Here is a 13,829-nt window from a genome sequence, read left to right on the forward strand (position 1 = left end):
CAAACATCCGATGTCTCACCCTAGCTCGTCCGGTCCCGAACGCAATGAACGGTCCGTTCCTTGCGAAATTCGCAAGGAACGGACCGTTCATGGCATCGCTAGGCGCTGCCGGAGTCCGACAGCTGCGGGCCCGCGGCGGCGACGTCGTCGAGGCGGTACTTCCGCGCCGCCTCGGCCACCTTCGCCCGGTCGAACTCGCCGCGCTTCGCGAGCGCGCTCAGCGTGCCGACCACGATCGACTGGGCGTCGACCAGGAACTTCCGCCGGGCCGCCGGGCGGGTGTCGGAGAACCCGAACCCGTCGGTGCCCAGCGTCAGCATGTCGTTCGGCACCCACGGGCGGATGAGGTCCGGCACGGCGCGCATCCAGTCCGAAACCGCGACGACCGGCCCGTTCGCGCCGGACAGCTTCTGCGTGATGTACGGCACACGCGGGGAGTCGCCCGGGTGGAGCAGGTTGTCGTGATCGGCTTCGACGGCCTCGCGCCGCAGCTCGGTCCACGACGTGGCCGACCACACGGCCGCGCGTACGCCCCACTCCTCGGCCAGCATCTGCTGGGCGCGGAGCGCGTCCGGCATGGTGACGCCGGAGACCAGGATCTGCGCCTCCGGTCCCTCGCCCGACGGCGCGTCGGCGTACTTGTAGAGCCCCTTGAGCAGGCCGTCGACGTCGAGGTTCTCGGGCTCGGCGGGCTGCTGGTAGGGCTCGTTGTAGATCGTCATGTAGTAGAAGATGTTCTCGCCGTTGCCGTCCGGCCCGGTCTCGCCGTACATCCGGCGAAGACCGTCCCGCACGATGTGGGCGATCTCGAACGACCACGCCGCGTCGTAGGCCACGACGGCCGGGTTGGTCGCCGCCAGCAGCAGCGAGTGCCCGTCGGCGTGCTGCAGGCCCTCACCGGTCAGCGTGGTGCGGCCGGCGGTGGCGCCGAGCACGAACCCGCGGGCCATCTGGTCGGCCGCCGCGTAGAGGCCGTCACCGGTCCGCTGGAACCCGAACATCGAGTAGAAGATGTAGATCGGGATCATCGGCTCGCCGTGCGTGGCGTACGACGTGCCGACGGCGGTGAACGACGCGGTGGAACCCGCTTCGTTGATGCCCTCGTGCAGGATGACGCCCTTTTCGGACTCCTTGTAGGCCAGCATCAGGCTCGCGTCGACCGACGTGTACGTCTGGCCGTGCGGGTTGTAGATCTTGGCCGTCGGGAACATCGAGTCGAGACCGAACGTGCGCGCCTCGTCCGGGATGATCGGGACGATCCGCTTGCCGATCTCGGAGTCCTTCGCCAGCTCGCGGACGAGCCGGACGAACGCCATCGTCGTGGCGACCTCCTGCTTGCCCGAGCCCTTGCGGATGCCTTCGTAGACCTTGTCGCCGGGCAGCACGAGAGCCTTCGAGGCCTTCGGGCGGCGCTCCGGCAGGAAACCACCGAGTGCCTTGCGGCGGCCGATCATGTACTCGATCTCCGGCGATTCCTTGCCGGGGTGGTAGTACGGCGGCAGCTTCGGGTCGCGCTCGAGCTCCTCGTCGCTGATCGGGATGCGCTGGGCGTCCCGGAACAGCTTGAGGTCGTCGAGGGTGAGCTTCTTCATCTGGTGCGTGGCGTTGCGGCCCTCGAAGGACGGGCCGAGGCCGTAACCCTTGATGGTGTGGGCCAGGATCACCGTCGGCTGGCCGTGGTGCTCCAGCGCCGACTTGTAGGCCGCGTAGACCTTGCGATAGTCGTGCCCGCCGCGCTTGAGGTTCCAGACGTCGGCGTCGGTGAGGTCCTTGACCAGTTCCTTGGTCCGCGGGTCGCGGCCGAAGAAGTGCTCGCGGACGAAGGCGCCGTCGTTGGCCTTGTAGGTCTGGAAGTCGCCGTCCGGCGTGGTGTTCATCAGGTTGACCAGCGCGCCGTCACGGTCCGCGTGCAGCAGCGAGTCCCACTCGCGGCCCCAGATGACCTTGATGACGTTCCAGCCGGCGCCGCGGAAGTACGACTCCAGCTCCTGGATGATCTTGCCGTTGCCGCGCACCGGGCCGTCGAGCCGCTGCAGGTTGCAGTTGATCACGAAGGTCAGGTTGTCGAGGCCCTCGCCGGCGGCCACGTGGATGAGGCCGCGCGATTCCGGCTCGTCCATCTCGCCGTCGCCGAGGAACGCCCAGACGTGCTGGTCGCTGGTGTCCTTGATGCCGCGATCGCGCAGGTAGCGGTTGAATCGCGCCTGGTAGATCGCGTTCATCGGGCCGAGGCCCATGGACACGGTCGGGTTCTCCCAGAACTCCGGCATCAGCCGCGGGTGCGGGTACGACGGCAGGCCGCCGCCCTCGCCGGCGTGCGAGAACTCCTGGCGGAAGCCGTCCAGCTGGTTCTCGGTCAGCCTGCCCTCGAGGAACGCGCGGGCGTAGATGCCGGGGGAGGCGTGCCCCTGGATGAAGATCTGGTCGCCGCCGCCCGAGTGGTCCTTGCCGCGGAAGAAGTGGTTGAAGCCCACTTCGTACAGCGCCGCGGACGAGCCGTAGGTCGAGATGTGCCCGCCGACACCGACGCCGGGACGCTGCGCGCGGTGCACCATGATCGCGGCGTTCCACCGGATGTAGGCGCGGTAGCGGCGCTCGATCTCCTCGTCACCGGGGAACCAGGGTTCGTTCTCGGTGGGGATGGTGTTGACGTAGTCCGTCGACGTCAGCGCCGGGACGCCGACGTGGCGTTCCCTGGCCCGCTCGAGGATGCGCAGCATCAGGTACCGGGCGCGCTGCTGACCACCCCTGGCCAGCGCCTCGTCGAAGGAGTCCAGCCATTCGGCGGTCTCCTCCGGGTCGATGTCGGGCAGGTGCGCCGCCAATCCGTCACGGATGACGCGGACGCGTGCCGGGGTCTCCTTGCCGGAGGCGCCGTCGTTCTGCGGGGCCAAGGGGTCTCCTTGCGAAAGGTGGTAGCTGGTTGTGCTCGTACGCGGGCGTGTTCGCCGTCCATCGTCGTCCTCCGGTTCCGTTCTCGTCACCGCTACTGATCGGTAACGTTCGCGGACCCGATTGCGACACGCCTCGCACGCGCCTGTACTCGCGCGCGCGTTTTCTCTCTCACCCTAAAGCAGGGCGTTCGGAGGTGCCCAGGCGCGCCCGAATTGACCCCGTGAGAGTGGGCTGAATGTCCGTACGCCGCGACACGAGTTGTTCAAGATCCGGTGTGGACGGTTGCGCGGAACGCTTCACCAGTGTTCGCTAACGGGCATCGTGTACCCGAGTGTGGTGCCCGCCCGGCCGATCAGGCCGACGCGACACCACGCTCCGTCGTAGTTGGAGGAGTGACAGCAGTGGTCGCCGCGGGAGACGCTGATCAGAGCAGCGTCGCCGAAAGGCTCGGGATCAAGCCGGACATGGTGGTCCAGGAGATCGGCTGGGACGAGGACGTCGACGACGACCTTCGTGCGGCGATCGAGGAACAGATCGGCGGCGACATCCTCGACGAGGACGCCGACGAGGTCATCGACGTGGTGCTGCTGTGGTGGCGCGAAGACGACGGTGATCTCGGTGACACGCTGATCGAGGTCCGGACCCCCCTGAACGAGAACGGCGTGATCTGGGTGCTGACCCCCAAGACGGGCCAGCCCGGGCATGTCGAGCCGAGTGAGATCGCCGAAGCGGTGCCGCAGGTCGGGCTGGCGCAGACGGCCAACATCAGCGCCGGCCCGAAGTGGGCGGGCACGCGGCTGGTTTCGCCGAAGTCGTCCAAGACCAAGCGGTGACCTCTCCGGGCGCGCGATCGACACGATAGGGTTGTCGTCGCAGGCCCCTGTTCGCTCTTGAGAGGAAACCGCCGGTATGGCCGTCGAGGTCGGATCGCAAGCCCCGGACTTCACGCTCAACGACTACAACAAGCAGTCCGTGACGCTGTCGTCCTTCAAGGGCGAGAAGCCGGTCCTGCTCGTGTTCTACCCGTTCGCGTTCAGCGGCATCTGCACCGGCGAGCTGTGCCAGCTCCGCGACGAGTTCGCGGACTACGACGGCCAGGGCGTCCAGGTCATCGGTGTGTCCGTGGACACCCCGTTCTCGCTCAAGGCGTGGGCCGAGCAGGAGGGCTACCAGTTCCCGCTGCTTTCGGACTTCTGGCCGCACGGTGAGGTCGCGAAGGCCTACGGCGTCTTCAACGAGGCGGCCGGTCTGGCCACCCGCGGCACCTTCCTGATCGACAAGGACGGCGTCGTGCGGTTCGCCGAGGTCAACCAGCCCGGCGAGGCGCGCGACCAGCAGGCGTGGAAGAAGGCCGTGGCCTCGCTGGCCTGAGTCTTCACCGGTGGCACCCGTGCGCGGGTGCCACCTCCCGGGCGCATAGCTCAGCGGGAGAGCACTCGGTTTACACCCGAGCGGTCGTAGGTTCGATCCCTACTGCGCCCACCAACGGAGTTGGGGCCCCCGGAGATCATCGAGGGCCCCGTCGATCTCAAGCCGGGCTCTCGGTGATGTGACGGCGCACCGGCACATCCCGCCAGGCCCGCGCTGCGGCGATCCTCGGTGATCCGATCATCGCGGCAGTTCCCGCCCGGTCGCCCTCCTGTCCTCGTGTGGTCATCGGCTGGTCCTTTGCCACCGCGCGAATGCTTCCCGGACTTCGGCGGAAGAGTGCCCGAGGGCGCTGTCCTCCGGCTCGGCGGGAGTGACCCGCGGGATGTGCACCACGAGATCGAAGGCATCCAAAGGGGCCAAGTCGCCGTAGAACGAGCCGCTGCGGTGCCGGGTGACGCTCCGGACGGCCTCCGTGTCGGTCGGGGAAAGCTGCCGCAGGTCGACCGCGAAAGCCGTGTCATGGCTCGCGGCCATGAACGCGTCGAGACTTCCGGGCTCGGGCGGTTCGAGATCGGAGAAGAATTCACCGGTGGAGAGATCGCTGCCCAGAGCAAGGGTCTTCCCGGAGGCGGAGGTGGTTCCGATCGCCAAGTAGGCCGGGCCGAGCCGTGCGGTCAGGTGCATGCCCATCGTCGTGGAGGCGGGTAGCACCCCGGGGATCGCCATGGGGCAGCGCTGCACGTGGTTGTTGTGCGCGCCGAGGACGATCCGGTCTTCTGCGCACAGGATCTCCTCGACGGTGTCCGCGATCGCGGCGTCGCGGATGTCGGCGGCGAGACCTCCTCCCGGGTCGCGTGAGATCTCCCTGACCATCGCGTCCAGAGCGATGGTCAGGTTCAGCGAGCGCAGGGCACGCCTGTAGGCGGTCTCGCTCGTCCGCCGTATGTAGCCGATGCGCCGCGCGGTCATCCGAGTGCGGAGATCGGCGAGTCCCGCGGTCAGCGCGTCTCGCTCGTCTCGGGGAAGACGCGCGTACGCGGAGAACGCCGTGTGGGCGGAGAAAACCGACACCGCCGCGAGGCTCGCGGCCGTCTCGCGGAGGCGTGGGCCGGCGTCCCGTCCGGGGTCGGCCTCGGCGAGGTAGGCCGTCACCGCGTCCAGTCCCGGCAGCAGGGACACGCTGGAGCCGGGAAGGTCGATGCCGTGGAATCCGACCTGGTCCGGGGCCGCGAAGTTGTGCTCGCGCATCCATTCCAGCTGCGCGCGCATCTCGGTGCACAGGCCCATCAGCGTGGTGATCCCGGTGGCCAGGACCCGGCCGGGCTGCTCGTCGCCTCCGCGTACCCACGCGTCGGCGAGCGTTCCCTCGGGGAAGCCCGACTCCATCGCGTAGGCGCTGAATCCGTGCCTCTCGACCAGATAGCGCAGTAGGCGATGCCGGAGCAGGTAGAACTCGCGATTGAAGTGCGCGCTCTCGCCGATGGCCACCACGCGGGCGTCGCCGATCGCCTGATCGAGCCACCCGAGATCGTCCCATGGACCGGCCGGATCCAAAGTGGTCAATGGTCGTATCGCCCGGCCGCTCAGCCGTGACGGGTTCATGGTCCCCATGACTCCCTCTCGTGCATTCCCATTTTTGGGAAAGGTACCAGATATGGGAAAGTGGACTCGTGAAAACGGTTGACCTGCTCCTGCATCCGGTGCGGATGCGCGTCGTGCACGCGATGGCGGGCGAGAGCGTCCACACCACGTCCGAGCTGTGTGCCCGCCTGCCTGACGTGCCCAAGACCTCCCTCTACCGGCACGTGGGACTGCTCGCGGACGCGGGATTGCTGGAGGTGGTGGACGAGAAACGGGTGCACGGCGCCGTCGAACGCAGCTACCGGCTCCGCCGCGAGCGAGCGACGATCGACAGCGACACGGCCGCGTCCCTGTCGCTCGACGACCACCGCCGAGGGTTCGCCGCGGCCGTCGCCACGCTGCTGGCCGAGTTCAATGCCTATCTCGACCAGGAGGGCGCCGGCCCCGTCGCCGACTCGGTCGGCTATCGGCAGGGTGTCCTCTGGCTCGACGAGGACGAACTGGCAGAGATGGTCGGCGCGCTGGGCGACCTGCTCGCGGCGCGAGCGCGCAACACACCCGGTGAAGGGCGCCGCGCGTACTTGCTGAGCCCGATCTTCTTCCCTGTCGCGGACCCCTCGTAGCGTCCTGCCGTAAACGAAGCGACAGCTCGCATGTGCGGGGCTACCTTGAGCGTGTGCGCGACCTCACCTGGCGACCTCTCACCCCGCAGGACGCCAAGGCGTCGGCCGACCTCCTCAACGCCATCGAGACGGTGGACGGGATCGGTGAGAACTACACCGAGGAGGACACCCTTCAGGAGCTGATCGACCCGTACGCGGACCTGGAGCGGGCGAGTCTCGCCGCCCTCGACGGTGACGTGATGGCCGGCTACATGAAGATCCGCTTCAAACCGTCCGCGGAGGAAGTCCATCGGGTCTTCCTCGACGGGGGAGTCCATCCCGCGTATCGCCGCCGCGGGATCGGCGGCGCGCTCGTCGATGCGGGTGTGGCGGCCGCGAAGACGGTGCACGCGCTGCACCACCCCGACTCGAAACTCGTGGTGGACGTCAACCGGCCCGAGCGCATCGCGGGCCTGGCCGAACTCGTCCGCTCCCGGGGGTTCGTGCCGGTGCGCTACTTCCAGCGGATGGAGCACTCGCTCGGCGGCTTGAACGGTCCTGTGATCCCCCGAGGGTTCCGGGTCGAGCCGTGGTCGGAGCGGAACGACGAGGACTTCCGGACGGTCAGGAACGAGGCCTACCGCGACTGCTGGGGCGCGGTGCCGATGCCCGTCGAGCTCTGGCGGAACAAGATCACCAATCAGACTTTCCGGCCCGAGGTCAGCTTCCTGCTCCGTGAGGAGGCGACGGGTGCCTCGGTGGGGATGCTGGTGACCCTGTGGTGGGAAGCCGACACGGACGCCACCGGCGTCCGCGACGCGCACTTCATGGTGATCGGAACGCTTCGGGAGTACCGGCGGCGGGGTGTGGCGAGCGCGCTGATGGGGTACGCGCTGCGGGCCGCCGTCGAGCAGGGCTACGACCGTGTGAGTGCGAACGTGGACTCGGCCGATCCGGCCGGGGCGCCCGGGGTCTTCGAGAAGGCGGGCTTCGTGCCGACGATGCGCTACGTCCGCTGGGCACTCGAAGTTTGACGATGGGTCGCCCACTCGATATCGGTGCCCGTACACGGCACGGTGGCCGCTGGTGCACATGTGGCGTGGGATGCCGGGAATTGCGCTCAGGACACGTGAAGGCCCCCTTCGCCCGGCTCGGCCGGGAGAAGGGGGCCTTCACGCACCCCCAACACCTGTGGAACGTTTCGGTTTCGGCGGTCTGGTCTGCCCCCTCGGCAGGCCAGACCGCCGGTGTGCGCCGCGCCGCGGGTGGCGAACTTTCGGCTACACAAGAGAAGAGGCGGTCGGGACTGCCCAGATACATCAAGATCGGCGGCCATTGGAGTGATCCGGGCCGCGAGGGGCGATCACGCAGAGCGACTAGGCGCGGATGAGCCTGTTCGCCAGGGTCGACATCGTGTAGGCCCCGATGCCCATGACGACTTCGAGGGCGTTCCGTTCGGTGTATCCGTGCCCGAAGAAGGTCCGCAGCGTGTCGTCGTCGACACCGCCGGCGGTTTCGAGCACCGCGAGCGTGAACTGCCGGACGGCTTCCAGCCGCTCGTCGGGCACCGGCTCCTGGGAGCGAAGCGCCGCGATGACGTCGTCGTCCGCGTGGAGACCCTTCAGCTTGCCGGTGTGGATCTCGATGCACACGTCGCAGCCGTTGCGGGTCGCCACGGTCATCACGACCGTCTCCCGCGCGAGCGGTTCGAGTGTCGTCCGCTCGAAGCTCGCGCTCAGTTTCAGGAATCCGTCGAGCAGTTCGGGTGACGACGCCTGCCGGGCGACGGCGGTGGGGAGGTGGCCGAACTTCCGGATGGTCGCTTTCATCGAGCGACGCGAGGCTTCGGGTGCGGTTTCGACGGTGTGGTCGGTGAACAAGGGCTCCCCTTAAGATGGTCAACGTGGTTGACGAAAAGGTAAACCAAGTTGTCGATCCTGGCAAGCGCGATTCCGGTCCGCCCGGCTTCGAGTTGCCGCTCCTGCTGTTCGCGGGCTTCCGCTCGATCATCGACCGGATGCACGCCGAGCTGGCCGGACAGGGACATTCCGACGTCCGCCCGGCGTACGGCTTCGCCATGCAGGCGATCGGCCGCGAGGGCGCGACGGCGAGCGAGATCGGGCGGCGGCTCGGCGTCAGCAAGCAGGCGGCGGGCAAGACCGTCGACAAGCTGGAGCAGCTCGGCTACGTCGCCCGCGTCGACGACCCGGCCGACGCGCGGCGCAAGGTCGTGCGGCTCACCGCCCGTGGGTTCGACTCACTCGGCCGGACGGCGGCGATCTTCGAGGAGCTGCGCAAGGAGTGGGTCGCCACGCTGGGCGCCGAAAGGGTCCGCGCGCTCGAGACGGACCTCCGCACGATGGCGCCCGCGGACGGCTTCCGCCTGGACGTCGCGGGCTGGTTCGGCGCCTAGAACGGGCAACCGGGGTTCGGCGCGTCCTGCGACAGCGGGCTTCCGTGCGGCAGCACGTAGAGCACCTCCAGCACCACCGGCGTCGTTCCGAGGTTCCGTCCGATGTGGACGGTGTCGCTCGGCTCGGTGAAGACGGCGCCCTTGCGGTACGAGCCGTCGAGCCCGCAATCGGCCGAGTTGTGCGTCAGCGTTCCGGCCTTGACGTACGCGTGCAGCGTGCCGTCGTGGTAGTGCCAGCCGGTGTAGCCGCCGGGCTGGATGACGACCTCGCGCAGCACGTAATCGGTGTCCCCGACCGTCTTCTGATGGAAGATCGTCCCGGTCACGCCGGATCCGGGCGTCGCCTCGGCCGTCGCGGGGACGGCCAGGGCGAGAACGAGGGCGGCGAGCAGTGTGGTCACGGACCGCAGGCGCATGGGCGAACCGTACCGCGATCGGCACTGCCCGAAAGGGCCGTTCATTCCGCCCGAAGCGTCCGCCGCAGCATCTTGCCGCTCTCGGTCCGCGGCAGCCGTTCGCGGAAATCGAACCGGCGCGGCGTCTTGAACCCGGCGAGCTCGGCTCGGCAGTGCTCTTCGAGCCGCTTCGCCAGCGCGGAGTCCCCGGCCGTCCCTTCGACCGGTTGCACGACCGCGACGACCCGTTGTCCCCACTCGGGATCCGGTTCCCCGATCACCGCGACGTCGGCGACGTCGGGATGGCCCAGCAGCCGCGCCTCGATCTCGGCCGGATAGATGTTCACGCCACCCGAAAGGATGAGGTCCGTCCGCCGGTCGCACAGGAACACCCGCCCCGCGGCGTCGAGATGACCGACGTCCCCGACCGTGACGAACTCCCCGGAGCGCGCGGCGGCCGTCTTGTCCGGGTCGTCGTGGTAGTCGAATTTCGTGTGCGCGGAACTGAAGTAGAGCGTCCCGGTTTCGCCCGCGGGGAGTTCCGCGCCGTCGTCGTCGAGCACCTTGACCCGCACGCCGTCCAGTGGGGTGCCGACCGTACCCGGCTCCGCGAGCCAATCGCGCGCGTGCACGGCCGTGATCAGTCCCTCGGACGCGCCGTAGTACTCGTGGACCACCGGTCCGAGCCAGGCGAGCATCCGCTCCTTGATCTCCCGCGGGCACGGCGCGGCGCCGTGGACGACCGAAGTCAGGCTCGACAGGTCGTACCGCGCGCGGATGTCCTCGGGCAGCCGCAGCATGCGGTGGAACATCGTCGGCACCAGGTGGGTGCTCGTGACGCGGTGTTCTTCGGTGAGCCGCAGCGTTTCCTCGGCGTCGAACCGGTCCGTCAGCACGAGCGTGTGCCCGAGATGCAGGATCGCGGTCGAGAACATGCCCGGCGCCGCGTGGTGGAGCGGGCAGGCGACCAGGTGCACGCCGTGCCCCGGCCGGACGTCCACGCGTTCGAGGACGTTCGCGTGGATCGGGTGCAGCGCGGGCGGCCGCCCGGGCAGGGCGCGCCGGACGCCTTTGGGGTGCCCTGTGGTCCCGGAGGTGTAGAGCATCGTCTGGCCCGCGGTCCGCCGCTCCGGCGTGGTGGCCGGCCGGTCCGCGCCCCACGCCGCGTAGTCCGCCCAGCCGGGCGTCTCTCCGCGCGAAAACCGGTGCAGGCCCTGCAATTCCGCGGTGCACGTGGCGGCGATGTCCGCGTCCGCGACGGCGATCTTGGCGCCGCTGTTGGCCGCGATGTAGGCGATCTCGGCCGGCGAGGACCGGTGGTTCACCGGGGTGAAGTACATCCCCGCCTGCAAGGTCGCCAGCAGGAGCTCGTAATAGGTGAGTCCATTGTGGATGATCGCGACGACGCCGTCGCCTTCACCGAGACCGAGCGCGCGCAAGGCGTGGGTCAGCTGGTTCGCGCGCGCCGACAGGTCGCCGAAGGTCGTCTCGTGCCCGTCGGCGTCGATCACCGCGACTCGGCCGGGGTCGTGGGCGGCGACCTCGTAGAACGTGCTCATTCCGGGCACCGCAAGGTCTCCAGATGCCGCCGGAGCACCGTGCGCATCAGCTCCGGCGACGTCCGGCCCGTCGACAACGCGAGCCCGTCCAACAGCGCGGCCAGCCGTTCGGTCTCCACGGCCAGGTCGAGGCCTTCGAGGAGACCGCCGGCTTCGTTCGCACCGTCGAGCACCCGCCGGACGAGGGCGCGGACCCCGTCGTACATGCGGGCGGCCTCCTCGGCGAGGTCCGGCCGGTTCTTCGCGGCGGCCGAAAAAGCCAGCCAGACATCGGTTTCGGCTCGGGTCTGCTCGGTGAGCGGAAGCAGTTCGCCGAGCAGCTCTTCGGTGATCTCCTGCCGCCGCGAGCGCGGGGTCGCGGGGTCGAGCAGAGCGGGGAGATGGCCGAGCAGCCTCGCCTCGAGCCGGTCGCCGAGCGAGCGCATGGCGAACACGATCAGCTCGTCGTGGCCGCGGAAGTAGTGCCGCACCGAACCGATCGCGAGACCGGCCTCCTCGGCCACGCTCCGGAGCGACGCCTGCGCGAGACCGTCGCGCTGGATCACCCGGAAGACGGCTTCGGCTATTTCCAGGCGCCGGGCGTCGGGGTCGACGATCTTGGGCATGTTGCCTTTATAGCACGAGCTTGCTATTTTATTTGGCACAGTCATGCTACAAAGGGGGAGTTCATGAGGACCTGGTTGCTGATCGCGCTGGTGGTCGCCGTCGTGATCGTGATCGTGGTGCGCAGGCTGCGCGGGGAACCACTGGTCGCCCGCGAGGTGTTCGGGGCGCCGGTGGTGCTGCTCGCGATCGGGGTCTACGGCCTGGCCAAGCTGGACCATTTCACCTTCACCGACGGCGCCTGGCTCGTGCTGGGGTCCGCCGTCGGATGCGGGTTCGGCGCGGTGCGCGCCGCCACCACGAAACTGTTCGAGCGCGACGGCGTGCTGTGGCTGCGCTACACCGGCTGGACGTTCGGAGTCTGGGTGCTGTCGCTCGTGGTGAACTTCGGGATCGGCTTCCTGGCCACGATGGCCGGGGCGCATCCCGACGCCCGGCCGGTGACGTTGTCGATCGGCGTCAGCCTGCTGGGGGAGGCGTTGGTGCTCGGTAAGCGCGCGAAGACGACGGGGCTGCCGTACGCCCCGCCGTCCGAGTCGCTGCTTTCGCGCCGCTAAGCCAGTTTCCTGACTTCGCCGACAAGGAGGGCGATGTCGTCTTCGGTGTTGAAGTAGTGCACCGAAGACCGGACCAGCGGCGGCAATCCACGTTCGGCGAAATCGAACTGGGCGGAAGTCGCTTCCGTGACGCTGACGTTGATCTTCGCCGTGGCCAGGTGCTGTTTCACCTCCTGCGACGGTGTTTTCGCCACGCTGAACGTGACGATCCCGCACTGCCGCGTGCCTTGGTCGTGGACGCGGACGCCGGGGATCTCGCGCAGCGCGTCGCGCAGTTTCGCCGCGAGGGCGGCGACACGGGCTTCGATGGCGGGCAAGCCCCATTCGAGGGCGTAGTCGATCGCCGCGCCGAGACCGTGCAGGGCGGCGTGATCGCGTTCCCAGACCTCGAACATCTTCGCCGTCGGATCGACTTCGTAGGTTTCGGGCGCGGTCCACGCCGCCGAGTGAAGGTCGAGCATCGCGGGCTCGACGCGCTCGCGCAGCCGCGGGTGCGCGTAGAGGAACCCGGTGCCCCGTGGGCCGCGCAGATATTTGCGGCCGGTGACGCTGAGGGCGTCGCAGTTCAGGCGCGCGACGTCGAGGTCGATCTGCCCGGCGCTCTGGCACGCGTCCAGCAGGAACGGGATCCCGGCCTCGCGCGCGACCGCGCCGATCTCCTCGGCGGGGTTCACCAGCCCGCCCTGAGTCGGCACGTGGGAGACGGCGATCAGCTTGACGTCGCCGTCGACGCGGCGCTTGAGGTCCTCGACGTCGAGTTGCCCGGACTCGTCGTTGTCGACCACCTCGACGACGGCGCCGGTGCGCTTCGCGATCTGCAGGAAGGAGATGACATTGCTCGCGTACTCGGATTTCGCCGTCAGGATCCGGTCTCCCGCCGAGAACGGGAGCGCGTAGAAGACCGCCTGCCAGGACCGGGTCGCGTTGTCGGTCAGGGCGATGTCTTCGGGGGCGGCGCCGACGAGGCGCGCGGCCGAGGCGTAGACGCCGTTCATCCGCTCCACGGTCGCCGCGGCCTGCTCGTATCCGCCGGTCAGGGCTTCTTCCCGCAGGTAGCCGACGACGGTGTCGGTCACCCGTGCGGGTGGCAGCGACGATCCGGCGTTGTTGAGGTGGACCACCTCCGCGCAGCCCGGTGTCTCGGCGCGGGCGCGGTGCACATCGAAGTCCGTCATGCCTAACTGAATACAGTACGGTCGAAGTGCATGCAATACTGCGCCGATGACGAGGAACCTGCTCCGGCGCGACCTCGCGGAGGAGATCACCGCCCGCGTGCTCGACGGCCGCATCGCCGCGGACAGCCGCATCAACGAGGTGCACCTCGCCCGCGAACTGGGGGTCAGCCGGACCCCGTTGCGCGAGGCGTTGATCGGGCTCGCCGACCGAGGCTTGCTCGTCTCGGCGCCGGGGCGCGGTTTCCTCGTGCCGCCGTTCGACCCGGACGAGGCCCGGCAGCTGTACCCGCTCGTCGCCGAGCTCGAATCGCTCGCGTTGCGCTGGAGTTCGCCGCAGGACCTCGCCGGGCTCACCGGCGGACTGGACCGGATCACCGCCGAGATGGCCGCGGAACTCGCGCGGCAGGGTGATCTGTCCACTTTGGACGACAAGTGGCACGCGCTGCTCGTCTCCCGGTGCACGAATCCGCATCTGCTGCGCCTGCTCGAGCAGACGAAGCCGCTGTTGAAACGCTATGACGCGCGCTATTTCGGTGGCGCCGAACGCGCGGGGGAGAGTATCGACGAACACCACCGGATCGCCGAGGCGATCCGCGTCTCCGACCTCGCGACGGCGGTGGAGCTGCTCGTGCGGAACTGGGTGAAAACGTTGGCATATCTGGAAGACATGGGGTGACA

At 68.7% G+C, this 13,829-nt stretch carries 14 protein-coding genes and 1 tRNA gene; 8 read left to right on the plus strand and 7 right to left on the minus strand.

The features are described from left to right. Nucleotides 1-98: 98 nt before the first annotated feature. Nucleotides 99-2,894 carry a pyruvate dehydrogenase (acetyl-transferring), homodimeric type gene (gene aceE, locus CVV72_RS40395; protein WP_219149999.1) on the minus strand — a complete coding sequence of 932 codons (2,796 nt, stop codon included), beginning with the start codon at nt 2,892-2,894 and terminating at the stop codon, nt 99-101. 402 nt (nt 2,895-3,296) lie between these two features. Between aceE and CVV72_RS40400 the strand changes: the two genes are divergently transcribed. The 3 genes from CVV72_RS40400 (at nt 3,297) to CVV72_RS40410 (ending at nt 4,380) form a co-directional block, all read left to right on the plus strand. After that, nucleotides 3,297-3,728, plus strand: coding sequence for a DUF3052 domain-containing protein (locus CVV72_RS40400; RefSeq protein WP_034311133.1), 432 nt, complete (start codon nt 3,297-3,299; stop codon nt 3,726-3,728). A 76-nt stretch (nt 3,729-3,804) separates the two neighbouring features. Then, nucleotides 3,805-4,266, plus strand: coding sequence for a peroxiredoxin (locus tag CVV72_RS40405; RefSeq protein ID WP_037342406.1), 462 nt, complete (start codon nt 3,805-3,807; stop codon nt 4,264-4,266). Between the two features lie 39 nt (nt 4,267-4,305). Beyond that, nucleotides 4,306-4,380, plus strand: a tRNA-Val gene (locus CVV72_RS40410). A 168-nt stretch (nt 4,381-4,548) separates the two neighbouring features. Here CVV72_RS40410 and CVV72_RS40415 read toward each other — a convergent pair. Continuing rightward, nucleotides 4,549-5,877: an erythromycin esterase family protein gene (locus CVV72_RS40415; RefSeq protein ID WP_219150001.1), complete on the minus strand. Its 1,329-nt coding sequence runs from the start codon at nt 5,875-5,877 to the stop codon at nt 4,549-4,551. Nucleotides 5,878-5,936: 59 nt separating this feature from the next. Here CVV72_RS40415 and CVV72_RS40420 point away from each other — a divergent pair, with 59 nt between their 5' ends. Together CVV72_RS40420 and CVV72_RS40425 are read left to right on the plus strand one after the other, a co-directional pair. Further along, a complete protein-coding gene (locus tag CVV72_RS40420) occupies nt 5,937-6,470 on the plus strand; it encodes a helix-turn-helix domain-containing protein (protein ID WP_219150003.1) in 534 nt (177 codons plus the stop codon). Between the two features lie 53 nt (nt 6,471-6,523). Beyond that, on the plus strand, nt 6,524-7,483 hold the full coding sequence (locus tag CVV72_RS40425) for a GNAT family N-acetyltransferase (RefSeq protein ID WP_219150005.1): 960 nt from the start codon (nt 6,524-6,526) through the stop codon (nt 7,481-7,483). 342 nt (nt 7,484-7,825) lie between these two features. Here the strand turns inward: CVV72_RS40425 and CVV72_RS40430 are convergent, their stop codons facing one another. Continuing rightward, nucleotides 7,826-8,329 carry a carboxymuconolactone decarboxylase family protein gene (locus CVV72_RS40430; protein ID WP_219150007.1) on the minus strand — a complete coding sequence of 168 codons (504 nt, stop codon included), beginning with the start codon at nt 8,327-8,329 and terminating at the stop codon, nt 7,826-7,828. Between the two features lie 14 nt (nt 8,330-8,343). Between CVV72_RS40430 and CVV72_RS40435 the strand changes: the two genes are divergently transcribed. Continuing rightward, on the plus strand, nt 8,344-8,862 hold the full coding sequence (locus CVV72_RS40435) for a MarR family winged helix-turn-helix transcriptional regulator (RefSeq protein WP_219150009.1): 519 nt from the start codon (nt 8,344-8,346) through the stop codon (nt 8,860-8,862). On the opposite strand, the gene CVV72_RS40440 is transcribed toward CVV72_RS40435, so the two are convergent. Genes CVV72_RS40440 through CVV72_RS40450 form a run of 3 tightly spaced genes read right to left on the minus strand, consistent with a single transcriptional unit; the run spans nt 8,859 to nt 11,421 of the window. Next, entirely contained in the window at nt 8,859-9,278 is a 420-nt protein-coding gene (locus CVV72_RS40440) for a cupin domain-containing protein (protein ID WP_219150011.1), read from the minus strand. The two genes, CVV72_RS40435 and CVV72_RS40440, sit on opposite strands and share 4 nt — an antisense overlap. Before the next feature lie 41 nt (nt 9,279-9,319). Then, nucleotides 9,320-10,816: an AMP-binding protein gene (locus CVV72_RS40445; protein ID WP_219150013.1), complete on the minus strand. Its 1,497-nt coding sequence runs from the start codon at nt 10,814-10,816 to the stop codon at nt 9,320-9,322. Further along, nucleotides 10,813-11,421: a TetR family transcriptional regulator C-terminal domain-containing protein gene (locus CVV72_RS40450; RefSeq protein WP_219150015.1), complete on the minus strand. Its 609-nt coding sequence runs from the start codon at nt 11,419-11,421 to the stop codon at nt 10,813-10,815. The genes CVV72_RS40445 and CVV72_RS40450 overlap by 4 nt, the downstream gene beginning before the upstream one ends. A 63-nt stretch (nt 11,422-11,484) precedes the next feature. Between CVV72_RS40450 and CVV72_RS40455 the strand changes: the two genes are divergently transcribed. Further along, nucleotides 11,485-11,976, plus strand: coding sequence for a DUF1453 domain-containing protein (locus CVV72_RS40455; RefSeq protein ID WP_219150017.1), 492 nt, complete (start codon nt 11,485-11,487; stop codon nt 11,974-11,976). Here the strand turns inward: CVV72_RS40455 and CVV72_RS40460 are convergent. Then, the gene (locus CVV72_RS40460) at nt 11,973-13,151 is read right to left on the minus strand and encodes an aminotransferase class V-fold PLP-dependent enzyme (protein WP_219150019.1); all 1,179 of its coding nucleotides are present in this window, start codon (nt 13,149-13,151) and stop codon (nt 11,973-11,975) included. The two genes, CVV72_RS40455 and CVV72_RS40460, sit on opposite strands and share 4 nt — an antisense overlap. Before the next feature lie 46 nt (nt 13,152-13,197). Between CVV72_RS40460 and CVV72_RS40465 the strand changes: the two genes are divergently transcribed. Beyond that, entirely contained in the window at nt 13,198-13,827 is a 630-nt protein-coding gene (locus tag CVV72_RS40465; protein WP_219150021.1) for a GntR family transcriptional regulator, read from the plus strand. The last annotated feature ends 2 nt before the right edge of the window (nt 13,828-13,829 follow it).

It is taken from the genome of Amycolatopsis sp. TNS106 (genome assembly GCF_019330265.1).
In the GTDB taxonomy this organism is placed as follows: Bacteria; Actinomycetota; Actinomycetes; order Mycobacteriales; family Pseudonocardiaceae; genus Amycolatopsis; species Amycolatopsis lurida.

Excerpts from the sequence above, each read along its gene's own strand:
- CVV72_RS40460 (WP_219150019.1), bottom strand. The coding sequence starts at position 13,151 with ATGACGGACTTCGATGTGCACCGCGCCCGCGCCGAGACACCGGGCTGC.
- CVV72_RS40435 (WP_219150009.1), top strand. The coding sequence starts at position 8,344 with ATGGTCAACGTGGTTGACGAAAAGGTAAACCAAGTTGTCGATCCTGGC.
- CVV72_RS40455 (WP_219150017.1), top strand. The coding sequence starts at position 11,485 with ATGAGGACCTGGTTGCTGATCGCGCTGGTGGTCGCCGTCGTGATCGTG.
- CVV72_RS40450 (WP_219150015.1), bottom strand. The coding sequence starts at position 11,421 with ATGCCCAAGATCGTCGACCCCGACGCCCGGCGCCTGGAAATAGCCGAA.
- CVV72_RS40465 (WP_219150021.1), top strand. The coding sequence starts at position 13,198 with ATGACGAGGAACCTGCTCCGGCGCGACCTCGCGGAGGAGATCACCGCC.
- CVV72_RS40405 (WP_037342406.1), top strand. The coding sequence starts at position 3,805 with ATGGCCGTCGAGGTCGGATCGCAAGCCCCGGACTTCACGCTCAACGAC.
- CVV72_RS40415 (WP_219150001.1), bottom strand. The coding sequence starts at position 5,877 with ATGGGGACCATGAACCCGTCACGGCTGAGCGGCCGGGCGATACGACCA.
- CVV72_RS40445 (WP_219150013.1), bottom strand. The coding sequence starts at position 10,816 with ATGAGCACGTTCTACGAGGTCGCCGCCCACGACCCCGGCCGAGTCGCG.
- CVV72_RS40440 (WP_219150011.1), bottom strand. The coding sequence starts at position 9,278 with ATGCGCCTGCGGTCCGTGACCACACTGCTCGCCGCCCTCGTTCTCGCC.